Source organism: Acinetobacter sp. 226 (assembly GCF_048147925.1).
Lineage (GTDB): Bacteria > Pseudomonadota > Gammaproteobacteria > Pseudomonadales > Moraxellaceae > Acinetobacter > Acinetobacter pecorum.
In genome coordinates, this window is the sequence record NZ_JAYWYX010000003.1 from 124,165 (window position 1) to 148,692 (window position 24,528).

Annotated in this window: 18 protein-coding genes and 2 tRNA genes; 5 read left to right on the plus strand and 15 right to left on the minus strand. The window is 44.4% G+C overall.

What is annotated here, in order from left to right:
* Nucleotides 1-357 precede the first annotated feature (357 nt).
* The 8 genes from VXP95_RS02065 to hcaE form a co-directional block, all read right to left on the minus strand.
* Nucleotides 358-1,293 carry a cation diffusion facilitator family transporter gene (locus VXP95_RS02065; protein WP_416711293.1) on the minus strand — a complete coding sequence of 312 codons (936 nt, stop codon included), beginning with the start codon at nucleotides 1,291-1,293 and terminating at the stop codon, nucleotides 358-360.
* A gap of 185 nt (nucleotides 1,294-1,478) precedes the next feature.
* Nucleotides 1,479-2,387: a DMT family transporter gene (locus tag VXP95_RS02070; protein WP_064094887.1), complete on the minus strand. Its 909-nt coding sequence runs from the start codon at nucleotides 2,385-2,387 to the stop codon at nucleotides 1,479-1,481.
* Nucleotides 2,388-2,677: 290 nt separating this feature from the next.
* On the minus strand, nucleotides 2,678-3,907 hold the full coding sequence (gene hcaD / locus VXP95_RS02075) for a 3-phenylpropionate/cinnamic acid dioxygenase ferredoxin--NAD(+) reductase subunit (RefSeq protein WP_416711294.1): 1,230 nt from the start codon (nucleotides 3,905-3,907) through the stop codon (nucleotides 2,678-2,680).
* A gap of 4 nt (nucleotides 3,908-3,911) precedes the next feature.
* Nucleotides 3,912-4,877, minus strand: coding sequence for a 3-carboxyethylcatechol 2,3-dioxygenase (locus VXP95_RS02080; RefSeq protein WP_416680487.1), 966 nt, complete (start codon nucleotides 4,875-4,877; stop codon nucleotides 3,912-3,914).
* A 70-nt stretch (nucleotides 4,878-4,947) separates the two neighbouring features.
* The gene (hcaB, locus tag VXP95_RS02085) at nucleotides 4,948-5,763 is read right to left on the minus strand and encodes a 3-phenylpropionate-dihydrodiol/cinnamic acid-dihydrodiol dehydrogenase (RefSeq protein WP_064094890.1); all 816 of its coding nucleotides are present in this window, start codon (nucleotides 5,761-5,763) and stop codon (nucleotides 4,948-4,950) included.
* Nucleotides 5,764-5,765: 2 nt separating this feature from the next.
* Entirely contained in the window at nucleotides 5,766-6,092 is a 327-nt protein-coding gene (gene hcaC / locus VXP95_RS02090; RefSeq protein ID WP_064094891.1) for a 3-phenylpropionate/cinnamic acid dioxygenase ferredoxin subunit, read from the minus strand.
* On the minus strand, nucleotides 6,092-6,610 hold the full coding sequence (gene hcaF, locus VXP95_RS02095) for a 3-phenylpropionate/cinnamic acid dioxygenase subunit beta (protein ID WP_064094892.1): 519 nt from the start codon (nucleotides 6,608-6,610) through the stop codon (nucleotides 6,092-6,094). Before hcaF ends, hcaC begins: the two co-directional genes overlap by 1 nt.
* Complete coding sequence (hcaE, locus tag VXP95_RS02100; RefSeq protein ID WP_064094893.1) at nucleotides 6,607-7,974, minus strand: 3-phenylpropionate/cinnamic acid dioxygenase subunit alpha; 1,368 nt, start codon at nucleotides 7,972-7,974, stop codon at nucleotides 6,607-6,609. The genes hcaF and hcaE overlap by 4 nt, the downstream gene beginning before the upstream one ends.
* 278 nt (nucleotides 7,975-8,252) lie before the next feature.
* Here hcaE and hcaR point away from each other — a divergent pair, with 278 nt between their 5' ends.
* Nucleotides 8,253-9,161: a DNA-binding transcriptional regulator HcaR gene (gene hcaR, locus VXP95_RS02105; protein WP_064094894.1), complete on the plus strand. Its 909-nt coding sequence runs from the start codon at nucleotides 8,253-8,255 to the stop codon at nucleotides 9,159-9,161.
* 375 nt (nucleotides 9,162-9,536) lie between these two features.
* Here hcaR and VXP95_RS02110 read toward each other — a convergent pair whose 3' ends face one another.
* From VXP95_RS02110 to VXP95_RS02140, 7 genes are all read right to left on the minus strand, one after another.
* On the minus strand, nucleotides 9,537-10,397 hold the full coding sequence (locus tag VXP95_RS02110; RefSeq protein WP_144724178.1) for an alpha/beta fold hydrolase: 861 nt from the start codon (nucleotides 10,395-10,397) through the stop codon (nucleotides 9,537-9,539).
* A 278-nt stretch (nucleotides 10,398-10,675) separates the two neighbouring features.
* On the minus strand, nucleotides 10,676-11,947 hold the full coding sequence (locus tag VXP95_RS02115) for an OprD family outer membrane porin (RefSeq protein WP_191730339.1): 1,272 nt from the start codon (nucleotides 11,945-11,947) through the stop codon (nucleotides 10,676-10,678).
* An 802-nt stretch (nucleotides 11,948-12,749) separates the two neighbouring features.
* Nucleotides 12,750-13,769: a 4-hydroxy-2-oxovalerate aldolase gene (gene dmpG, locus VXP95_RS02120; RefSeq protein WP_144724180.1), complete on the minus strand. Its 1,020-nt coding sequence runs from the start codon at nucleotides 13,767-13,769 to the stop codon at nucleotides 12,750-12,752.
* Between the two features lie 11 nt (nucleotides 13,770-13,780).
* The gene (locus tag VXP95_RS02125) at nucleotides 13,781-14,677 is read right to left on the minus strand and encodes an acetaldehyde dehydrogenase (acetylating) (RefSeq protein WP_064102218.1); all 897 of its coding nucleotides are present in this window, start codon (nucleotides 14,675-14,677) and stop codon (nucleotides 13,781-13,783) included.
* A 21-nt stretch (nucleotides 14,678-14,698) separates the two neighbouring features.
* Entirely contained in the window at nucleotides 14,699-15,496 is a 798-nt protein-coding gene (locus VXP95_RS02130; protein WP_064102217.1) for a 2-keto-4-pentenoate hydratase, read from the minus strand.
* 407 nt (nucleotides 15,497-15,903) lie between these two features.
* Nucleotides 15,904-16,572, minus strand: coding sequence for an HAD-IA family hydrolase (locus VXP95_RS02135; RefSeq protein ID WP_416711295.1), 669 nt, complete (start codon nucleotides 16,570-16,572; stop codon nucleotides 15,904-15,906).
* A gap of 326 nt (nucleotides 16,573-16,898) precedes the next feature.
* Nucleotides 16,899-17,870 carry an RluA family pseudouridine synthase gene (locus VXP95_RS02140; protein WP_416711297.1) on the minus strand — a complete coding sequence of 324 codons (972 nt, stop codon included), beginning with the start codon at nucleotides 17,868-17,870 and terminating at the stop codon, nucleotides 16,899-16,901.
* Between the two features lie 771 nt (nucleotides 17,871-18,641).
* Here VXP95_RS02140 and VXP95_RS02145 point away from each other — a divergent pair.
* The 4 genes from VXP95_RS02145 (at nucleotide 18,642) to VXP95_RS02160 (ending at nucleotide 24,527) form a co-directional block, all read left to right on the plus strand.
* The gene (locus VXP95_RS02145) at nucleotides 18,642-22,145 is read left to right on the plus strand and encodes an Rne/Rng family ribonuclease (protein WP_416711298.1); all 3,504 of its coding nucleotides are present in this window, start codon (nucleotides 18,642-18,644) and stop codon (nucleotides 22,143-22,145) included.
* A 173-nt stretch (nucleotides 22,146-22,318) separates the two neighbouring features.
* Nucleotides 22,319-24,160 carry a long-chain-acyl-CoA synthetase gene (locus VXP95_RS02150; RefSeq protein WP_416711299.1) on the plus strand — a complete coding sequence of 614 codons (1,842 nt, stop codon included), beginning with the start codon at nucleotides 22,319-22,321 and terminating at the stop codon, nucleotides 24,158-24,160.
* A gap of 195 nt (nucleotides 24,161-24,355) precedes the next feature.
* A tRNA-Lys gene (locus VXP95_RS02155) sits at nucleotides 24,356-24,431 on the plus strand.
* 20 nt (nucleotides 24,432-24,451) lie between these two features.
* A tRNA-Lys gene (locus tag VXP95_RS02160) sits at nucleotides 24,452-24,527 on the plus strand.
* Nucleotide 24,528: the final 1 nt, after the last annotated feature.

Below are 24,528 nucleotides of genomic sequence, written 5' to 3' on the forward strand. Positions count from 1 at the left end.
CAGCAGCGTTTAAATGAGCATACAAACTTAAAACAGGCGCGTAGCAATATAGTATGAAATCCAATATCGTTAATCATGTATGTTTTTGTTATTTTTAATAAAAACACCATGTAAAAACCTTTCAGCTTATAAAAGTAACAGATTATAAGAAAAATACTGCTCGCAGCCTTCTGCCTAAACATACAAAATGATGCCAAACCCCTTTAGGCTCATTTTGACAAAGTCATGACTCCTATGGGTAACTTTCTGACAGAGTGCATCTGCTCCCCAGACGAGGATCAGTTTCATCAGCTTAAGCATACCCGAGAGACATGCTGAAATCAGAAAAAATGGGCTCAAGCGATTTTTTTATATGGGTTATACACGGCCTAAGGTTCGCTCCAACCATACGGCCTTGGTTTGTGGCTTTACAAACAGGGCAATAATTTCCGGGTGCAATTGTTTAATCTGGGTCTCGATCCTGTTTACACAGGCTTCAATTTGATCGGATGTTAAATCATCTTTAAATTCCAGACTTAAGGATGCAATGACTTGATGCGCGCCCATCTGTTCCGTTAATACCCCGTTGGCACTAAAAACTGCAGCATCCTGTTGCGCAATATTTAATACATTTTCCCGCAGTTTAGGATCCGCAGTCTCACCGAGCAACAGGCCCTTGGTTTCACGTGCCAAAAACCAGGCCGACACCGCAAGCACCACCCCAATTAAGATTGAGGCCACCCCATCCAGTTCGGGAATATTTAGCTGATGAGCAAGAAAGATACCGACCAAGGCAATCACCAAGCCGATCAGTGCAGCAGTATCTTCAAATAAAACGGTAAAGGTAGTTGGGTCCTTACTCCGTCGAAAGGCTTCAAAATATCCCATATTTCCTTTTTGTTTACGAAATGTTTTTAGTGCCACTGACCATGAAAACCCTTCACATAAAATGGCTATGCCAAGCACGATATAGTTGATCATAGGATTCTGCATTTCTTCAGGCTGGATAATGTGATAAATACCCTGAAGAATAGAGACAATGGCACCCAGTGCAAATACCAGCAATGCCACAATAAAAGCCCAGAAATATAGTTCACGGCCATAACCAAACGGATGTTTAACGTCTCCAGGTTTTTTGGCTTTTTTCATTCCGTATAACAGCAGAATTTCATTCAAGGTATCGACTACCGAATGAACAGCCTCACTCAGCATTGCAGAGCTGTTGGTAATATAGGCTGCGACAAATTTAACGAGGGCAATCGCCAAATTGCCGAACATGGCTGCATAAACGACAATTTTATTGGATTCAGACATCTTGACACTGTCCCAAATAAGCTTGATCAAGCTTTATTGATCTTATGTCTTGCATCTTAAAGTGTTTTGACTACCCAGTTGTTTTACAAATTGTTGTTTCGTCGTGATGGTCTAGCATTTCCAGTCTGCTTTTGGAAAATATCTAGACCTAATAAAAAATTTTGCCCTTTCCCTTCAGGGAAGGGTTAGTGTCTGGAAAAATATTGCTCACGCCATTCTTTAGAGAAATACAGGATAATCCCGAACATCACCACAGCAACACCCGCAAAAGCATGGCTGCTGATGATTTCATTATTCAGTGTAGCCCCCAGTACCAAGGCAATCACTGGTGTCATGACATTACTGAGAGAGACTGTGGAAGCTGCCAAACGGCGAATCAGCCAGAAATAGCACAGCATCGCCACAATCGAAGATAGAATCATGGTAAATATAAATCCGATGATGGCATGGCTGCTTGGCATCTGGGTTGGAAAGTGCTGCCAGATAAATGGAATCAGTAATAAAGAACCCAGCGCAGAAACTAGCAGCGAACCCGTGGCTTGCGACATTGGCTTTAATGGTGCATTGATCTGTTTGACCCAGAAGATCGAACTGATATAGGACACCATACTGATCAGCATCAGTACCACACCCCATGGGTTAATCTTGCTGTCTGCCGAGTCGGCAAACACAAAACACAGGCCACCTACCGCAATTGCCATACCGAGCCACTGTACCCAGATCAGTTTATGGGTTTTTAAAATCACATGACCGATTAAACCGGCAATCAATGGCGAGAATCCAAAAATCAGCGCCATCAGACCTGACGTTAAATAGTTGGCAGCCAGATAAATAAACAGTTGTGCCCCAATTAAATTAAGACTACCTGCCACATAACTTTTTAATGACGTTTGATCAAATGGCAATGGGTTACGCATAATTGCCAATAAAACCAAAGCAATGACACAGGCACCAAAATAACGAATCACCAGCACCCACATCGGATGCACTTCAGCCACACTCCAAACAATGGCCAATGGTGTGGCGGCCCAAATGAGCACCAACAAGGCATAAATGCTGGCTGTTAAAATCATGGGAGATGAGTTTGAATTCATATACAACTCAATTAAATATAATAAAAAGAATTAAACCAAAAGTTCTGTTCAAATCCACGATTAGCAATATTACAAGCGGCATGGATGCCGCTCGAGCGTTTGGGATACAAGGAAGTATCCTCAAACGCTCAAAAGATTTTTGTTACTTTTCATCTTTGAAAAGTAAGACACACCTGCACAAAGTAATTAAACGTCGCAATATAAATAGTGGTCATGCCAAAACAATAAATAAAGTAGCCATAAAAAAGCAGACCCAGGTTGCCCGAGGTCTGCTCCTTTGTAAACCGAGATTACTTCACAAGCTTACGAAGATCCTGGCTAAGATCCAAATATTTGTCTGCTTCAAATGCAGCCTGCTTGCTGATCAGCTTTTTCAGATAACGCATTTCTTTAGCAGCATTCACCGTGATACCACCAACGATCACACCGTCAGTCACACCAAACATCACGAATGAGGATTCAGCGCGAAGTTCTGGATTGATTTCACCACGAACTTGCCATTCAGCTGCAGCCATATCGCCAACAAACTGGTAGTTGATATCCAGTTGGTCTGTCCAGAACCATGCTGGATTGGCCACTGGATGCTCGACACCCATCACATGACGTGCAAAGATGCCTGCTTGCAGGTTGGCATTTTCCCAGGTTTCTACACGACGGTGGTTACCACAGTCACGTAACTGAGTTGCTACATCACCCGCAGCGTAAATGTCTGCATTTGAAGTCTGGCAGTTTTCATTCACTTTAATTGCGAAATCTACATCCAGACCGGCCTCTACAGCCAGCTGTGCATTTGGCACAATACCGATACCGTACACTACAGCATCAGCACGAAGTTCTTCACCACCTTCAAGGGTAATCACAACTTCTTCACCATCCAGCTTGCAGTCTGCAATCTTGGTTTCCAGGCGAACGTCAATTCCGGCCAGACGCTGTTGCTCTAACAGGAACTCGCTCAGGATACGCGGCGAGCAGCGACCCATGACCATAGGACCCATTTCAATTACAGTTACCTGACAGTCCTTGAAACGTGCAGAAGAAGCCAGTTCCAGACCGATCACACCACCACCGATCAGGACAATACGACGGCCTGCTTGAAGTACAGGAACCAGTGCCTGTGAATCTTCCAGGTTACGCAGGGTATAAACATGCTTACCTAGTGCATCGAAGTTTGGCAAACGGCGTGCTGCACCACCAGTGGCAAGTAACAGTTTGTCATAAGCAACAACGTCACCATGTTGAAGTTCAACCGTGTGGGCTTCAGCATTGATTTTTGCAACGCCATTACCACGGATAGTTGTTACGCCAAGTTCAGCCAGTTTTTCTTCTGACAGAATTTCAATCTTGGTTTCTTCAGGTTTTAGAATTACGTCTTTAGACAGTGGTGGACGCTCATAAGGCAGATGCGTTTCATCACCGATCAGAATGATGTTGCCTTCGTACTTGTTGCCACGAAGTTCTAAAATCGCACTTGCACCTGCCTGGCCAGCACCTACAATTACGATAGTTTCGATGTTGCTCATGTCATTAACCTTTTAACTCTGCAGATACGATGCCAAAGCCCGCAATCCATTCACTGATTTCTTCATAGCAGTGTGTTGTCATGTCGTATTCGCCCATCTCGCTTAAAGCAGCAAAAGCAGCCATCCAAGAACGGACTTCCTGACCACCACGGCCACCATCACGGCGGATTTCAGCTTCAGTCATCGCTTCGAGTGCAGCAAAATCGGCATTCTTGAATTTTTCCAGCAGTGCAATATCCCATTCTGCATTGAGAGGGACTGCAACAGAGGTATCACCTGCTGCCAGTTTCTGGCCCACAGCAATGATTTTCGCTTGACGTGCTGAACGTGCTTCCGGAGTCGGATGACGACCGGCAATCAGAAACTCTTCCACTTCTGGTGGTACTGAACCCATTTGCGGTGTAGGTGGATCATGTGACAGACCACCTGTACCTAAAACCAGTACCCGCTCATTTTCAAGGTTTAAAGATTTGATGTATTGACCGACTGCACGACCCAAAGCGATGGTACGTTTGGTGGTTGGCATTGGAGCTGCAGCACCATTAATAAACACAGGAATGGTTGGATAACGGTCCAACTGACCTTCGCACAAGAAATGCAGTGGCTGAGTCACACCATGGTCGGCCTGCATACGGTAGGAGTATGCCACGTCCACACCCTCGTCCAGTACACGACGCACCATCGCCAAGGCTTTGTCTTCTGGTACATCGATATGGTCATTGTCTTTACCATAATCCCAGTCACCTGCCGCTTTGGCACGGATACCCACGCAGAAACTTGGCATCAGGTCATAGAAGAAACCATTGAAATGGTCAGGACCGAAGGTAATGATTAAGGTTGGGTCGTAAGCTTTCACTTCAGCTGCAAGTTGGTCAAAAGCTTCGCGTACTGCGACTTCCTGACGTTTTTCTTGCGGGGAAGCAAATTCCATTAAGGGGCTGTGCGATGCACAAATGAGTTTAACGGCCATGAGAGACTCCTGAAAAGGAAAGCAGCCTTAGAACAGGCTGCCGATAAGTCCATTTGATTCAGACTAGATTTTATTCGTCAAAGAAACCAGCACGTGGCTGACGCAAGCCCCGGATACCCAGACCACATTCTGCATTGATCAGAACACCGGTCAGAGGACGGTTATTTTGACGAGATGCCAAGAGCACGTATGAACCTGTCATATCTTCCGGTTCAGGTAAGAAGTTCAGTGGCATGCCACGTGCGATTTTCTCAGGATCGCGTGCATCCAGCAGACCAAGATTTTCCTGGCCTAAAGATGCAGCACCCTTGATATTCACATTCATACCTGATGGTGCAACAGCGTTCACTCGTACTTTAGGCGCAAGCTCGTAGGCCAGTTCTTTCATAATTCCGACACCGGCATGCTTAGATGCAGTATATACAGGGCCTCCGCCAGCGGAGTACAGTGCTGAATTAGACAAAGTAAATATGATAGAACCTTCAGAAGCGATCAATGCATCCAGTGCAGCCTTCGCACCGAGGATCAGAGATTTGGTATTAATCCCCATAATCTCGTCAAAGGCTTTCTCTAGCTGCTCGCCTGAGGTATTGACGATATCTGCATAATGATCCCAGATACCGGCATTGCCTACGAAGCAATCGAGTTTGCCATAACGTTCCACAGTTGCCTGAACTGCACGAACGTTATCTTCATAGCTGGCCACATCACCTGCGATCGCAAGCACGCGGTCACCAAAATGTTCTTTCAGTGCATCAACTTTTGATTGTGAACGCTGAAGAACGGCAACTTGTGCGCCCTCTTCCAGGAAACGTTCAACCAATGCCCAGCCTAAGCCTGAACCACCACCGGTAATAAGTGCAACTTCGCCTTGTAGCCAACCCATGATTACTCTCCTGCCATCTCTACAAACAATTGACCATCTTCAACAATCACTGGGAAAGTCTGGATTGGATCAGTCGCTGGTAAGCAAAGTGCTTGACCTGTTTTTAAACAGAAACGTGCTGCATGAAGTGGACATTCAACAGTACCGTCATCTTCCAGATAACCTTCAGACATTGAAGCGTTACCGTGTGAGCAACGGTCGTTCATTGCAAAGAACTCACCACCGTTGTTGAATACTGCCAGCGCATCGATACCGTTTACGCCACAATCTACTTTCAATGCTTCGCCTTCGTCTAATTCGTCAACTTGGCATACAAAAATCTTATTCATTAGAAGAACACACTCAGGTTATGTGAACTGTAAGTAACTTGGTCAAGCATGATCTTACGGTTGAAAATCTGGAAGCCTAGGCCACCCTCAACTTTACGGATCTTGTCATGACGTTTACCACAGTAAATCACGACGTCTTTCTCTTTTTGCGTGCGGTACAACAGGTACGTTACGTACACGTCATATTCGCCTTCAACTTCAGTGGCTTCAACAATCACGTTAGAAACCATATGAGTTGTACGTGACGGAGGCTCTTCAGCCCAAGCCATACCGGTCTCAAGACGAGCCACACGACGCTCTAAAAGATCTTTCGTATCATTGAACACCCAAGTGGTAGGTGGTTCAACTGAACGACGACGGTCACGGGTTTGTGCGTTTGGTGTGGTACGTAGCGTGTAAGAAATGTCTTCAGCTAACGTGTCCAACCATTCGCGGAATTTCCAGTCGTCAAGCAGCTTTGCTTCACGGTAAAGGAACTGGCTAATTTGATGATGAAGTTCTAAGCTGATTTGACTCATTTCATAAGCTCCTTCTCATATTCGTCAGCCGCTTTTTCCACGTCTTCCCATTTTTCATGGATCAATAAATCTGCCCAGCGGCGGTACATACCACGTGCTGCAGTTTCAGAGAAAATGTAGTTGGTGATACCCGGGATACCATCTTCACGTACTTTCTCGTTACCTTTACCCATTTCCATAATGAGTTTGTTTTGACGCGCTTTGTAACCACGTAAAACTTTTTGAATCTCGATCCAGTTCTCAGAGTCATCTTGCTCTAGGAAACCAGCAGGACCAAAAGCACGTGTTGCAGAACGTTCAAATGCTTCCTTCACTTCTTGAGATGCTTCAGCGTCCGCAATACAGAATGCCCAAACTTCAGTTTTGTTTGGACCACGTGGGTGCCATACGCGAAGTGTTGCAGTACCGTTCAACCAAGACAATGTTGGGAACATGGTGTTGTGACCTGCAAGACGCAGTGCACGAGTCTCGCCTAGGCGCTCTTTTACTTCTTCGTAAGTTTCACGGAAGTAGTTGGCCACTTCACCGTCAACCCAAACGTTTGCGTCTGGTTTCTCTGTGAAGAAGAAGCCTGAACCATGGCCACGTGAACCGTACTGGATTGCATCTTTGGCAGTTTCCCAAACAGGACGAGCAGTTTGCGCAGCACCTAATTTCTTAGATGATTCGTCGTCTGGTTTCGCACCAAGCACTTGAATTGCAGATGCGTGAGAGAACAATGCGTGGTATTGGTCAGATGCGAACTGTTCAGCTGCAAATTTCCAGTTACACTCGATTTCCCACTTGTGGACACCACCGATGATTTCTGTACCACCTGGACGACGGTCAACAACGCCATCTAGGTACCAGGCGATATCGCCCATGTATTCTTCTAGATCTGGAGTTGTTTCATCCCAGCATCCGAATATCAGGCCTTTGTATGATTTAACACGGTTAACTTCCACCAGACCCCATTGCTCTTTACATGCGCCTTGTGGGTAAGCACGCTCTTCAAGCGGGATGTCTTTTAAAGAACCGTCAATACCGTAAGACCAGCCGTGGTACGGGCATGTGAATGCACGTGTATTCCCACAGTCTGCGAAGCTCACACGCATTGAGCGGTGACGGCACTGGTTTAAGAATGCTTTGATTGAGCCATCTTTTTGACGTGCCACGATGATCGGATCTTCACCCATGTAGGTGTTGAAAAAGTCACCAGCCTTAGGAATCTGGCTCTCATGACAAAGGAACAACCAGGTACGGCCGAAAACGCGTTCAAGTTCTAATTCGTAAATATCTGGATCTGTATAAATAGATGGAGTGATACGTCCATTTTGTGCATCGACTAAAGCGTCGATTTCACGCACATCAATTTTTCCACTCATGAAAATCTCCTGTGACCCATCAAGGCACAAAGTAAATAGACTCAATTCGAATGGATAATGGATTTTAGGCGGGATTTGGGGAAATATTTTTTTTGTTTCAATTAATAGCTTAAAGCAATTATTAAGGACGTGGATTTTTATATTAAAACATCCATTAATCCTTTCAGAGCATTTAGTTTATGAATGGCAAAATAATCTTCACGACATAGTTATTTATAGATTATACTTTGATGAAATTATAGTAAGACATTTTTTGGATTACTCTTTGGGTTGATGACATGGAATTACGACACCTCCGCTACTTTATTACCGTTGCTGAAGAACTGAACTTTAGCAAGGCCGCACTTAAACTTTATACGGCTCAACCCTCTCTTAGCCAGCAAATCAAGGACCTGGAAGAAGACGTCGGCGTAAAGCTGTTGAACCGAACCAAACGTAAAGTGGAGCTGACCGAAGAAGGTGCCGTATTCCTGGAACAGGCTCGCCTGACCCTGGCACAAGCAGACAAGGCCGTTGCCATGGCGCGTCAGGTGTCACAGGCCAAGCAGCAAATGCTCCGGATTGGCTTTGTTCCAGTAGCCGAAATGAAAATTTTCCCGTATATCTTGCCTAATCTGCGGGTGCAGAATCCGGATTTAAAAATTGAACTGCTCAGTCTGAACAACAATGAGCAAATGCGCCTGTTAAAAAAAGGTGATCTGGATCTGACCTTTACCCGTCATAATTTCAATAGCGATGAAATTGAAAGTCAGTTCGTGATTCGTGAACCGCTGATTTTCCTGCTACCCAAAGACCATCCGCTGGCAAAATATGACCGTATTCCAGTTAAGGCATTGAATGGTATTGATTTTATCATTCCATCAGCAGAGCAGTCTTTTACCTTGCACCATACAATTTTGGATTTTGCCAAGGCTAACGGCATTGAACTTAATATTGTCCAAAAAGCTGACAATATCCTGTTTAATATCAACTCGATCGGTATCGGATTGGGGTGCACGATTTTACCTGGTTATATCGCACCGCTGACTATGGAAAATACTGTGATTCGCCCTCTGGACGTAGAGCTGCCATATTTGGACCTGTATGTCAGTTACCACAAAAACAATAAATCCTATGCAGTCAGCAAATTTCTTGAGCTTCTGACCCGGGTGTTCTATCTCGATATTAACCGCAACGAACAGAATTAAACTCCTTCCTGGTTAAGCATATGTCATTCGAATTTTGGTAGACATATGCTTTTTTCGTTTTATTATTTTTTGCTTAAAGATTTATTTTTAATTCTATTTTTTGATAAGGACTGCTTGGCGAGTACTTAAGTTTATAGTTTAGCCCCGTCCAATCATGCATCTTTTTCACTCTAAATGTGCTCCGTTTACAACTTAAGTCTAATAAAACTTAATTTAGGTTTTTCTCGGTTTAAATTCAACAAGTATCTAAAAATCATGATTTTTTCGAACCCACTTTGGTGAATGAGAATCATATTCATTTATATACGGTGCGTTGAATATATAACGTATAAAAAAGGATGGCCGAGCCATCCTTTTTTTAAAACTGTATCAAACTTATTTTACGCCGTGAACAGCCAGGTAGTTTTTGATTACAGTATTGAACTCATCTGCTTTTTCAACTTGAGACCAGTGACCACATTGGCTGAAGATGTGCGCATCAGCATTTGGTACCACATTCAAGATATCCCATGTACGTGATACTGGAATTACTACGTCTTGCGTACCGTGAATCAATAGTACTGGCACAGTGATGTCTTTCATTTTCTCAAAGTCGAGCGGGAATTCAAAACGGTCACGGTCACGTGCGCCTACCACATCCATCAAACGGTTTGAAGCATAGTCATTTGCTGCTGAAGCAAAACGTACTTTTACCAGTTCATCTGTAATCAGGTCTTTGTTCACTACGAACATAGACAGGGTTTTCTTGATCCCTTCTTCTGTAAGAACTGGGTTTGCATGTGCTTTCAATGCAGCAGTCTGTTTTGCGCCGCCCGTACCCATAGATACGATACCGAGTACACGCTCTGGATAATCCAGTGCCAACTGGAATGCCAACCAGCCACCTAAAGAGTTACCCACCAGCCAGGTTTTTTCGATACCTAACGCATCTAAAGTCCGGATCGCATGGTCTACCCATGCGCGGATACCATATTGTGTACCTGGAGCAACCACTGTCTGACCATAGCCAATCGTGTCAATTGCGATACAACGTGCTTGTTCACCAATTGAAGGCAGGTTCAACCACCAGTTCGCTGCAGCCGATACACCTGTACCTGAACCGTGCAAAAACAGAATTGGTGTACCTTCACCAATTTCGTGGTAATGGGTCAACTCACCTTCAGCGGTTTCAATCCATTTGTCTTCTAAGCCAAAGAATGGATCTGTTTGATAGTCAGGGATTTGAACAGTGCTCATATTGCTTCCTCTTACAGTCTTTAGCTTGCGTGTCCCTCTATTTTCAAGAACGCCACGTCAAGTTGACTCATTAAAATGACTTGTGTACACCCTTATATTAACCGCTCAACTGCAATCAACTGATACAAAATTTCGATTGCACCCTATAAAATAGATATAATTTAAGTCATTGTTTTAATTATTAATTTAAAATAAACCCTACTAAATTTAAGGCTTTAATTGGTTTCTTAAACATTAAAGGCAGCCAGAAAACTGACTGCCTTGAAAATACGCTGATATTAGAATTTATAGGTATAAGTGGTGGCCACGCGGTATTCCTGCAGATCTGGTTTTGCCGGATTGGCAAAATTCACATCAATATACATCCCCTGTACGCCTAAACCTTTTAACTTACCTTCTGGCACAGTGTAGTTGATGATCGCATTCACCTCATCGGTATTGAAGTTCTGACCTTGATAGGCCCCAGTACCTTTCTGATCGTATCCTTTAAAATAAATCGCTGTAGCATTCAGGCCCTTCAAACCGACTTCAGAGAAGTCATAGCCATAAGAAACGTTCCATGATTTTTCTTCTGGTGCAGTAAAGGTTGCTACTCCCCAGTTCGCCAGATAAGGCTGTGGCACCCAGCCACCTAACGTCGGGAATGCGCTATTACCAAACATTTGCTGGTAACCCACACCGACGGTATGTGCACCATGATTCACTTTTGCAGCTGCAGATAAGGCCTGATTGTCGATCTCACCATATAGCTTATCGCCAGATTCAGAGTTATTGAAATAACGGACATTGCTGTCTAATCTGGTTTTTTCACCCAACTGGGTTTTATAACTCAGGCCCAGATAATGCTGCTGGTAAATGTCCTGAACATCGGCATACCAGTAACTTGCGCCCACTTCTTTGCTGAGCTGATGGTCTACACCTGCAATCCACATACCGTCAGAAGCTTCACCATTATCGTAATAGTTTTTGCCTCTAGCAGGCGCAAACAAGGTTAAATCACGGAACTGATTGTCGTAACGGTTATTGATTTTATCCACATACGCCAAAGTCAGTTTAGTATCTTTAATCTCTTTGGATTCTAACCAGGCACCGTTATAAGTCGTTAATAACTGACGCGATGGATCGAATACCAGAACAGGAGATACCGGAAGTAACTCCCCTACTTTTAATTCAGTCTGTGAAATTCTGGCTTTCAACGTTGCACCAATTTTACCGAAATGGTCTTTTGATTTCTTGCCATCATGCGGTAAAACCCAGTCTGGATTGCGATCACGAGCTTTGAGTTTGACTGCATGCTGAACCAGAACGTCAGCCCCGACCTGCACCCCCGCACCGATATCATGATAGCCAGACTTGGCATCCAGCGTTATACCTTGCGACCATGAACCCCAGTTACGTGCCGAATAATTATCCTGATATTGGCGGTCTAAATAGAAATTTTTAAACTTCAGTTGAACATTGCTGTCGTCAATAAAATCTGCATTCGTTGCAGTTGTCCCTAAAGTTGCTGTCGCAGCAAGTATTGCTATCCATAAATTGTGACGATGCATGATGAGTTCCCCATTCAGCAGATAAAATCCATGCCGCCATCATGCGTAAGTCAATTTCAATAAAAAATCCGACCACAGTATTAAAGTTTTCCCCCTTTGACTCTTCATATTACCGAGTCCTATTTAAGCGATAAATCTCTTAGATTTTAAAGCGATTAATAAAAATAAAAATTTGACCAGACATTTAATTCAATTTTTTGTTTCTTCTATTAATAAGAGCAAATTTTTAAAAAACTTTAAAATATCAGTTTTTATTTATCGTTTTTATGTTTAAGGAAATTATCAGAATTATTTTTAATAAATAAAGTTTAATAAAAATAATATCTCATGCTATCGTTTTAATATATTACTAATATCCAAATATAACTCGCTAGATCTCTCTTTCAACTCCTCAACATTTTGATTTAAATATCCAAAAATAAATATTTTATCTACGAATGTTTCTTCTTCATGCCAAGTTCAACAAAGATATCAATACAGCTCAAAATTTATAATAAAAACATGAATGAGGACTTACCTTATTGCATCTCAAACGACATTTAGCTGTTGTGGTCCTGGCTATAGCATTCCTACTTTTGAGTTCAAGGCTGGCTATTCTTTACTGATGGCATTATTGAGCCTTGCTGAACCAGTATGGATTTACTTAAACTTCGACCGGCCATCTCATTTGACCGCGGCATAGGCATCACCGCTCATTGAAGAAAAAGTTCTCCAATAATCATCCAACTCTTAGGGATGGCAATGCTGGAAGCAATAAAAAAGCGCCCTTTCGGACGCTTTTTTTCACATCAACTTCAAGCCATTAAGCTTGTAATTCACGTGCTTTAGACATCGTCAAAGCTAAATCTTCAATCATGTCTTCCTGACCGCCAACCGTACCACGGCGACCAAGTTCCATCAGGATTTCACGCGCAGATACGCCATATTTCGCTTCAGCACGTTTTGCAAACAATAGGAATGAAGAATAAACACCCGCATAACCTAAAGTCGCCGCATCACGGTCCGCACGAATTTGATGCGTCATCATTGGAATGATGAGGTCTTCTGCAACGTCCTGCACCTTAAACAAGTCAACACCTGTTTCAAGTTGCATACGGTTCGCTACCGCAACAAACAATTCAAGTGGCGTGTTACCCGCACCTGCGCCAAGACCTGCTGAGGCCAAGTCAACACGAGTTGCACCTGCTTGTACTGCTGAAACAGAGTTCGCAACACCCATACCTAGGTTATGGTGACCGTGGAAACCGATTTCGATATCAGAACCAAGGTTTTCACGTAGAATACCAACGCGATCAGTCACGTCTTGTGGCAACATGTAACCTGCAGAGTCAGTTACATACACACAGTTTGCACCGTATGACACCATTTTTTGTGCTTCTTCAAGCAATTTTTCTGGAGAAGCCATGTGCGCCATCATCAAGAAGCCCACAGTGTCCATACCCAATTTACGTGCAGCAGTAATATGCTGTTCAGATACATCTGCTTCAGTTGAATGTGTTGCAACACGAATCGTTGCTACACCAACGTCATGTGCCATTTTCAAATGATCAACTGTACCAATACCAGGAAGTAAAAGTGCAGATACTTTCGCTTGTTTAAGGTTTGGAATCACCGCTTTCAGGTATTCTTCGTCAGTTGCTGCTGCAAAACCGTAGTTTACAGAGTTACCGCCAAGACCATCACCATGTGTCACTTCGATTAACGGTACACCCGCTTCATCAAGTGCAGTTGCAATCGCAACCATTTGCTCAGGTGTAGTTTGATGGCGCATTGGATGCATACCATCACGTAAAGTCATATCATTAATAATAATTTTAGACATGTGGTAACTCCTTAAGCTTCAGCTGCGTTTAAAACACGTTCTGCAAACATTTCTGCTGTACGTGCAGCTGCTGCAGTCATAATGTCAAGGTTACCTGCATATTTAGGTAAGAAGTCACCTAAACCTTCTACTTCTAGGAAGATAGAAACACGGTTACCATCAAATACTGGACCATTCACAAGTTTGTAACCTGGTACATATTTTTGAACCTCGAGGATCATCGAGTGAACAGATTCAGTAATCGCTGCTTGATCCGGCTCGCCTTCAACGAGACAGTGAACAGTGTCACGCATCATTAACGGTGGCTCAGCCGGGTTAATAATGATGATCGCTTTACCTTGTTTCGCGCCACCCACTTGTTCAATTGCGTCAGCAGTTGTACGTGTGAATTCGTCGATGTTTTTACGTGTACCTGGACCTACAGATTTTGTAGATACAGTTGCAATGATTTCACCATATTCAACAGGTTGAACACGTGAAATTGCAGCAACCATCGGAATTGTTGCCTGACCACCACATGTCACCATGTTTACGTTTGGCACTTCACCTTGTTCAAGCAATGCTTCAAGGTTTACAGGTGGTACGCAGAATGGACCGATTGCAGCAGGTGTTAAGTCAATCATTAACACGCCAAGTTCATTTAACTTGCGGCTGTTTTCAGCATGTACGTATGCAGAAGTTGCATCAAATGCAATTTTAATGTCATCTTCAAGAACGTGAGGAAGAAGACCATCTACACCTTCAGCAGTCGTTTTTAAACCCATTTTCGCTGCACGCGCAAGACCTTCAGAAGTTGGGTCAATCCCCACCATCCATACTGGTTCTAACCATTCGCTGCGTTGTAATTTGTAAAGCAGATCCGTACCAATATTACCTGGACCGATCATTGCACATTTAATCTTTTTCATGAATGTACTCTCAATATTTTCTTATTCAGCAGCAAATGCAGCTGTTACTGAACCAAAGCCTTCAATCTCAACAACGAATTCGTCGCCTGCGTGGGCTACAACCATTGGACCAAGCGCACCAGTCAAAATGATGTCACCTGCAAGTAATGGACGACCACGGCGTACCATTTCGTCAGCCAACCAAACTGCGGCATTTAATGGGTTTGCAAGACAAGCTTTACCTATACCTTGAGACACGACTTCTTCACCGCGAGTCATGGTCATTTTGCAATTTACAAGGTCAAGATTGTCAAGTTTCACAGGACGTGAACCCAATACGAAAGCCGCTGAAGATGCGTTATCAGCAACCGTATCGATTAGACTGATTTTCCAGTTTTCAATACGGCTATCCACGACTTCTACTGCAGGAAGTGCATAGTCGGTTGCACTGATAATGTCTGCATAAGTGTGTTTTTCTTTGGTTAGATCTGCTTTGATCACCAATGCAATTTCTGCTTCAACTTTCGGCTGAATCAGAAGGCCGGCCGGAATCGCTTCACCGTCACCGTATGCCATATCCGCGAACAACATACCAAAATCAGGCTGATCTACACCCAGTTGTGCTTGAACGACTTTAGAAGTCAAACCAATTTTACGACCGACCAGACGGCGACCTTCAGACAAAGCACGTTCGGTATTCACTTCCTGAACGGCATAGGCGATATCTACGTCAGCACTTTCACCGCCAAGTTCCGGGCGAATTGGTGTGATCGCGGTTTGTGATAATTCAGCGCTACGCAGTGCTTGTGCAACTGATTCAACGACAGCAGAATTCGACATCAATGTTTCCTTAAACTGCAAAAATTAGGCTTATGCTGGAATCTGACAGGACAGAAAATATGCACATAATCAGGCCGATCACGTGCATGACCTACCTTTATCAGAGTGAGCATAGGAGTAAACGGTTTTAGGATGGGAAAAATCCGGCATTTGTGCCAATAGTTATTTTATTTTTTGCTATAGCTATTATCTATAAGGACCAATTATAAAAATTAATATAAAACAAAATCTTAAATCTTAGATTAAATCATTATTTAGCAGAATAGTGACCATAACCTGATTCCACAAAATCAGTATAATTATGGTCTTAGACTAAAAGATAAGAATAAATGCTTAAATCTGCAGCGTTCCCCCAGCCAATTTAAACCCGGGAAATCAGTCCTTTTTGCTGTAACTAAGATAATAAATTAAACGGCCTGTTTCCATTGGACTTTAGCCAATAGTTCTTTATGTAAATCAGCCACATCGTCCACGATACTGGCCGGATTAAATTGCGCCAGAAGTTCAGGCTGATGCACGCCATAACTTACGCCGATACTTGGCATGGAGATATTCATGGCCATTTCCAGATCATAGGAAGTATCGCCAACCATGATCGCTTCATGTGTCTCTACACCGGTTTCAGCCAGAATTTCCTGCAGCATAAGTGGATGAGGTTTGGAACGGGTCTCACTCGCAGCACGCGTGCTGATAAACAGGGCCTCACTGTTGGTCTGTCTTAATACACGATCCAGACCTTTACGGCTTTTTCCTGTGGCCACTGCCAGCTTGATACCTTGATCTTTTAATGCATATAACATTTCAGATACGCCCTCAAACCAAGCATCCTCAACCGAGTTCGCGACATAGTGTTCTGAATAGGCCTGTAAAATATCGCTATGTAGTTCTGGCACACCTGGAAAAAGTCGCTGTGCAACTTCAGGTAAACCCAGCCCAATAATACTCTTCGCATCTGCAGCGGTTAAAGGTTGCTGAAATTGCTGTGCGGCAAATTGCAGGCTTGCCACAATCTGACCGACAGAATCAAATAAAGTGCCATCCCAATCAAAAATGACCAGTTTTACAGGTGAGTTCATCTAAGGTTCCTAATATTTGATTCAGTCTAAATCCACCCCGATCCTCCTTTAAAAAAGGAGGGAGAACGGCATACAGGTATTCGCTACTCGATTGCGACATGGATGTCGCTGTAGATCTGTGGCGCAAGGACGCGCCATCATATCTACAAAAGATTTTTGTTACTTTTCATCTCTGAAAAGTAAGCCAACGCCCACACAATGCTTCGAATAAAACAAATACCTATTGCAGCATTACCTTAATTTCACATTGCGATAACTTTTCAAATCCCCCTCACTCCTCTTGAAAAAGTAGGGCATCAAAGAGGATTCATTAAAAAGCTAAAAAATTACTCATCATCTTCCGTAGCAATGACAACCTTATCTGCCTTCTGCGCTCTTAACTGCGCCACCAGACTTTGCATATCTTCTGGCAATGGCGCTTCAATGGTCGGATAACCCGGAATCTCTAAACGCATGGCATGCAGACACAGACGGCGTGGTTTTGGGCCACGATATTCGGTTTCATGTCCATACTTTTCATCACCGACCAACGGATGACCAATACTCAAACCGTGTACACGAATCTGATGGGTACGACCAGAAAGTGGAGATGCATAAACCAATGTGGCATGCATAAAACGTTCTTGCACGTTCCACTGGGTTTTAGACTCCTTGCCTTCTTTCGGTGACACGCAGACCCGGCGCTCGCCGTTGGCCAGCTCATAACGATGTAAAGGCGCATCAATCAGCTGCTTGTCTAAAGTGACCTGCCCTTTTACCACCGCTGCATAGGTTTTTTTGATCTTATGTTCACGCAGCATGTCTTGCAGAGTTTTAAGCACACTACGTTTTTTCGAGATCATCACCAGACCTGAAGTATCACGGTCAATACGATGAATCAGCTCCAAGTATTTTTTACCCGTTGCAGCGCGCAGACCTTCGATCAGGCCATAGGCCACACCGCTACCGCCATGTACTGCAATCCCGGAGGGTTTATTGACAACCATCAAGCCTTCATCTTCATAGATTACACGTGCCAACAGACCTTGAGCGACCTTGTCAGAAACCGGTGCAGCGGATTCATCTTTTTGTTCATAACGTATTGGTGCCACACGGATTTGGTCACCAATGGCCAGTTTAGTTTCTGCCTTAATTCGTTTTTTATTGACGCGAACCTGGCCTTCACGAATCAAACGATAGATGCGGCTTTTTGGTACACCTTTTAGACGGCTAAACAGGAAATTATCGATTCGCTGTCCATCTTGGTGCTCATCCACCTCAAACCACGTGACGTTTTGCCATTGTTGCGTAGAATTCATACAGTTACTATGACCTAAAAATTGATTGAAATTGATTAATAAATGACCACTTAGGCTATGCTTTACACAAGAAACATAAGCTTAGCCCATAGGCAGATGATTCAAGGTTTGATATAGTCAGCGCACGGAAACCATCGTTTGTGAGTAAAAGTTGGTGCATGACAGATTTATTTCTGTACATGATCATTCAATTAAACCCTCACATAATACGGGAAGGTCCCAAAAGAATTATGCCGACGCCGAAGGCTTATTATATCGGCAAAAAAGCAAACTGTTGCGTTTAATTGTACCTGAGGTACATAAATCAGTTTGTCTGAAAAAATATGTCGCCAACCTAGTTGGCTTTTAAACGTAAACTGATACACATCAGATTAGTCGCACCCTGAAGACGACTTCAGGCTACAGCGTTTGATGCATTGGATCTGCACAGTTTGTAAAGGTACGACGATAATTCCGTATCAAGACACTCTATCTATAAAGAAGGGATGATCTTCGAGCAATGTGACAGTGAAAGTTACTCACATCCAATGCACCGCTCGTCCGCCAGTGAAGCGTTCAGGTGACTTTAATCGTTTAAAGATTGAAGCCGTATTGCCATCATCAATACGTGAATCAAAACCAAAGCTGATCTATATCAAAATAGACGCTGGGAATAAAAGACTCAAACCACAATGAAATTCATTGCAGATTTGAGCCATTGATCCGTGATGTGTGATGTTCGCTACGTGTATAGCGATTTTTTGCTGTGTATCACTATAAGGTGTTACACCCATGAAACGTATGTTGATTAATGCAACACATGCCGAAGAGATTCGCGTTGCACTTGTCACTGGTCAGCGTCTTTACGATTTCGATTTAGAGAATCGTACCCGTGAACAAAAGAAATCTAATATCTATAAAGGTCACGTGACTCGCGTAGAACCTTCTTTAGAAGCTGTATTCGTTGAATACGGTGCGGGTCGTCAAGGTTTCTTGTCGATGCGTGAAATTGCCAATACTTACTACAAAGCAGATCCTCGCCAAACTTCGAATATCCGCGAACTGATCACTGAAGGCACCGAGCTTCTGGTTCAGGTAGAAAAAGAAGAACGTGGCAATAAAGGTGCTGCCCTTTCTACTTTTATTTCTCTTGCTGGCCGTTATCTGGTATTGATGCCAAACAATCCGAAAGGTGGGGGTATCAGCCGTCAGATCTCAGGTTCAGTGCGTGAAGAACTGAAAGAAATGCTGGCCTCTTTAAACGTGCCACGCGGTATGAGCGTCATCGTGCGTACAGCCGGGATCGGTCGTTCACAAGAAGAACTGCAACTCGACTTGCAACACTTGCTCGACCTTTGGGCACAAATCCAGAAAACAGCAAGTTCTGGCCCTTCTCCAATGTTGGTGCATCAGGAAGCGGGCGTGGTAACACGTGCCATTCGTGATTACTTACGTGATGACGTTGCAGAAATCCTGATTGACTCTGAACAAGCTTATAACGAAGCCTATAACTTCGTAAAAGCAGTGATGCCACTTCAATTAGACAAATTAAAAACTTATACCTTAAATGAGCCTCTATTCGCTCACTTCGGTATCGAAAGCCAGATCCAAACGGCTTATGAACGTGAGGTGAAACTTCCTTCTGGTGGTTCGATCGTGATTGACCAGACTGAAGCTTTGGTGTCAATTGACATTAACTCAGCAAAATCAACCCGCGGTAGCGACGTTGAAGACACTGCGTTGAACACCAATATTGAAGCAGCAGAAGAAATCGCGCGTCAACTGCGTTTACGCGATATCGGCGGTCTGGTGGTGATCGACTTTATCGACATGACCAAAGATCGTAACCAGCGCATGGTTGAAGCGAAACTTCGTGAAGCCACTCAAAGTGACCGTGCCCGTATCCAATTCGGTCAATTATCACGTTTTGGTTTAATGGAAATGAGCCGTCAACGTCTGCGTCCTTCTCTGGAAGAAGCGACTGGCTACGTTTGCCCACGCTGCCATGGTACCGGTATGGTACGTGATCTTCGTTCTTTATCCCTTTCGATTATGCGTAAAGTGGAAGAGATTGCCCTGCGTGAACGTCATGGTGAAGTTCAAGTCGAAGTTCCAGTCGAAATCGCAGCTTTTTTATTGAATGAAAAGCGTCATACCCTGGTATATTTGGAACAGACGTCAAATGTGCGTGTTACTGTGTTGCCGCATCCGCATCTGGAAACACCGCATTATGAAATTACCTATAATGCCGAAGGCTTTGCACCAACCAGCTATGAACGTACTGAAGCAACTCGTTCAAGTGAAAAAGAGCTGGGTTATGAGTCGTCTGAATGGCATTTAGAAGAAGAACAACATACGCATGCTGCTGCGCCAGCGCCTGCCCCACAGCAAAATAACGGCAGAAACAATAAACGCCGTAATAATCAGCAAAATCCAAATGTACAGCAAGCACCTGTTGTTCAACCGGCTCCTGTCCAAGCGCAAGTTGCTGCACCTGCAACCAGCCCATGTGCATGGTTAGAAAACCTGTTTGTACAAAAGCAAGCTACGACTGTTGATCAATCGCGTACCGCCAACAATGCAGCAGCAGCGATTGAACAGATGATCAATGGCGGTGCAGTAAGTCGTGGTCAGTTCGGTCACGTCGCAGCACCTGTGGCACAGCCCGCTGCACAACAGGTACAAAACCATGTACAGCCACCTGTACAACAACAAGTTGTAGCACCTGCGAACAATGCTTATTTGGTACCATCAACAGTAGCCCATAAGCAGGAACGTGATGCTACAGAAAAACCAGCAGAGCGTGAGGAAAGAACGCCTCGTCACAACAATAAAAAGCCGCGCAATCCGAAGCACAGAGAGCCGCGTGAGCAGGTTCAGTCTGAAGCCTCTGCTCCTCAGCAACACCAGGTGCATGAAGAAGTCGTTCAGGTATCTCGTCAAGAGCAACGTCATGAAGCACGTGAAAACAAGCGTAATTCTCGCCGTCAGCATCACAACGAGCCAACTCAGCAAAATGATGTTCAAACCAATGAACAGTCACAACAGGCTGTACCACGTCGCGACCGCCGTAACCAGCCACGTCAGGAACGTCCAAATCGCCACCGCGATCCAAGCGTGCTGAATGAGCAGGCATCACAAACTGTACCTGCTGTTGTTGAGGCTCCAGCAGTCGATGACAAACAGCTTCGTGTTGAATTGGTCGATGCGCCACGTCAAGACGTGATGGCAACAGCTATGGTGGTGAATATTGACCAGGCGAAAAGCGAAATCGTGGCATTGAATGACAATGCTGCAATTGTAACGCCAGCGGTTGAAGTTACTGCTCCAGCAGATGCGCCAGTTGAAGAAGCTGCTGCTGAAAATGTGGTGGAAGCTACACTAACAGCAGTCGACGAGAAAGCTGTGCCAGCTGAAATCAGTGCTGAAAAACCACGTGCCAGCAACGATCCGCGTCAGCGTCGTCGCCAGCAACGTGAACGACACTCTCAACAGCCGGCAGTTCAGCAGTTGACCCCGTCACAAGTGCCAACTCTGGGCCAGTTCACCATTGGCAGCCTGATTCGCCATGTCTATGGTGAAGACTGCTCGGTGCTGATTGAGCAGTTTGGTTTGTTGCCAACGTTCAACCGCGCTTTAGAGAAGTTCACAAAAGAGTACAACGCGAGTCTGGTGCGTGCAGCAACGCCTGCCACAGAGAAAAAGCCAGTTACTCGTGATGTTCAGGTGACAGTAACCAAGGTGGAAGTAGAACCGGCTCCAGTTCTGGATCTGACACCACCAAAACCGGTGTCGGACAAACGTGTCGCAAACGATCCACGTGAGCGCCGCCGTCTGGCTAAACTGGCTGCTGAACAAGCCTTACAGCAAGCCAAACAGGCTAAAACAGAAACAGCTCCGGTGGTTGAAATTGCGCCTGTAGCAACTGAAGCGCAAGCAGAGCCTGCCCCACCTATGGTAACTGAAGCTGCAGTGCAGGAAGTAACTACTGAACAAACCGTAAATACTCAGCCAGCTGAACAGGCGACTGAAACCACGGCACAAGTGGAGGCTGCTCCTGAAACTGAAGTGGTAGTTACCGAAACTCAGGCTGAAGATACTACCCCAGTTGAAGCAAATACTGAGTCAGAAGTATCTGAATCAGAAGCACTTGTGGTAGAGACCCAAGGCCAGGCCGAAGTAGAGGCAGAGAAAACTGAAACCAGCGAAGCTGAAAAAGTGGAGAAGCAGGCCGCTCGCCCACGTCGTCCACGTGGTCGTCCACCGAAAAAAGCAAATACTGCAACTGAATCATAATTTGCTCAATTGCAGTCATATAAAAAAACCTAGTCATTTCGGTGACTAGGTTTTTTTTGCTAGATTTAGTCAGAATAGGTTGATTGCACTAGCTTTTTAACGCTAAAAGATGGATAGCTCGCCTACTGTATATAAATCGAACGTATCGGATATGAAAAATAAATAGGATTCTCATGACCCAAATGAAACCACATGATCTTATTGGTATTGCAGATGTTGCTGCCAAGCTCCCGACTTTCTTGACCAAAGTACCCCATTTACTTACCGGTCTAAGACAGGCGTATTTACGTACTCCGAATACACCGGCCGGGCTGGGTCTGGCTTTTGAAAAAGCAACCAAGCGCAACCCGGACGGCATCGCCTTGCGTTTTGAAGACCAAAGCTACAGCTATGCCACTCTCAATGCCTGGGCCAACCAGATTGCACATTTCTATCTGTCTTTGGGTGCCAAGAAAGGTGATGTCGTAGCTGTAATGATCGAGAACCGACCTGAACTGATTGCCAGTGTGATTGGTCTGGCTAAACTGGGGGTGACGAGCGCTTTGGTCAATACCTCACAAGTAGGCAAGGTATTGGCACATAGTATTAATCTGGTCAAACCAATTGCCCTGATCGTCGGTGAAGAGTGCGGTGAGGCTGTGAATGAAATTCGTAATGACCTGAATATTAGTGGTGAACGCCTGCACTGGTTTGCAGATCAGAATACTCAAACCGATCCGGGTCAGGCACCGGAAGGCTTCGTTAACCTGGCTGAAAAAATTGATCTTGCTCCAAAATTCAATCCGCCGACTACCCATTCAGTACAAGGCAAAGACGGGCTGTTCTATATTTATACCTCAGGCACTACCGGCCTGCCCAAAGCGGTCATTTTTACCAATGGTCGCTGGACCCTCGCTTATGGCACCTATGGGCATGTGCTGAATCTCCATAAAGATGATGTCATGTACTGTACCCTGCCACTTTATCATGCCACTGGCATGGTCGTGTGCTGGTGTGGTGTCATTGCAGGGAGCAGCACCCTGGCCATTCGGCGTAAATTTTCAACCTCCTCTTTCTGGAAGGATGTGAAAAAATTTGATGCCTCTGCGATTGGCTATGTCGGTGAGCTATGCCGCTATCTGATGGATGCTCCCCCATCTGAACTGGAGAAAGACCACCGCGTGACCAAGATGATTGGTAACGGGATGCGTCCGAATATCTGGGACAAATTTAAATCCCGTTTTGGCATTCAGGAAGTGCTGGAACTGTATGCGTCCAGTGAAGGCAATGTCGGTTTTAGCAATATTTTCAATTTTGACAATACCGTCGGTTTCTCCCCGACACCTTATGCCATTATTGCTTTTGATAAAGATAAACACGAGCCGGTACGGGATGCCAAAGGACACTGCAAGCGGGTGAAAAAAGGTGAAACTGGTTTACTGATTGGTAAAATTACCCGTCGTTCACCTTTTGATGGTTATACCGACCCTGAAAAAAACAAGTCAGTCATCATGCAGGATGTATTTAGCAAAGGTGATGCTTATTTCAATACCGGAGATCTGGTACGCAATATCGGCTTCCGTCATGCCCAGTTTGTCGATCGTTTAGGTGATACTTTCCGTTGGAAAGGTGAAAATGTTTCTACAACTGAAGTGGAAAACATGCTGACTGAGTATGACAAAATCGTTGAAGCCGTAGTTTATGGTGTAGAAATTCCAAATACCAATGGTCGTGCCGGTATGGCTGCGATTACCCTGAAGCCCGATGTAGAATTAAATGATGCAGATTTAGCCGCCATGGCTGCTTGTTTTAAAAAATGCTTACCGGCTTATGCGGTACCCGTATTTCTGCGTATACAACAGCAGGTTGAAACTACAGGCACCTTCAAATACCAGAAAAATAAATTGAAAGAGCAAGCATTTGATCCAAGTAAAACCGATGAACGCCTGCTGGTGTTATTGCCAGGTGCAACTGCGTATTCGGAGCTTACAGCAGAGGTTTTTTCCAATATCCAAGCCTATCAATATCGCTTCTAAGTACTGAAGTTGCCTGTTTTTTGTTTAGATAAAGCATAATTGTTGTATTTATAATCAAACATGGGCAACTTTGTTATTTTTTACTTGCGCTGCAATGAGATCTTGCTACAATACGCTCCATCAAACAAAGTGGTGCTTTGAGCTATTTAGCTTGACTTGCACTGCATATTCAAACCTAGTTTGAATACTGGTTCAGGGCCGTTAGCTCAGTTGGTAGAGCAGTGGACTTTTAATCCATTGGTCCCGCGTTCGAGTCGCGGACGGCCCACCATTTCTTTGATATCCCTTGATGGGCCGTTAGCTCAGTTGGTAGAGCAGTGGACTTTTAATCCATTGGTCCCGCGTTCGAGTCGCGGACGGCCCACCAT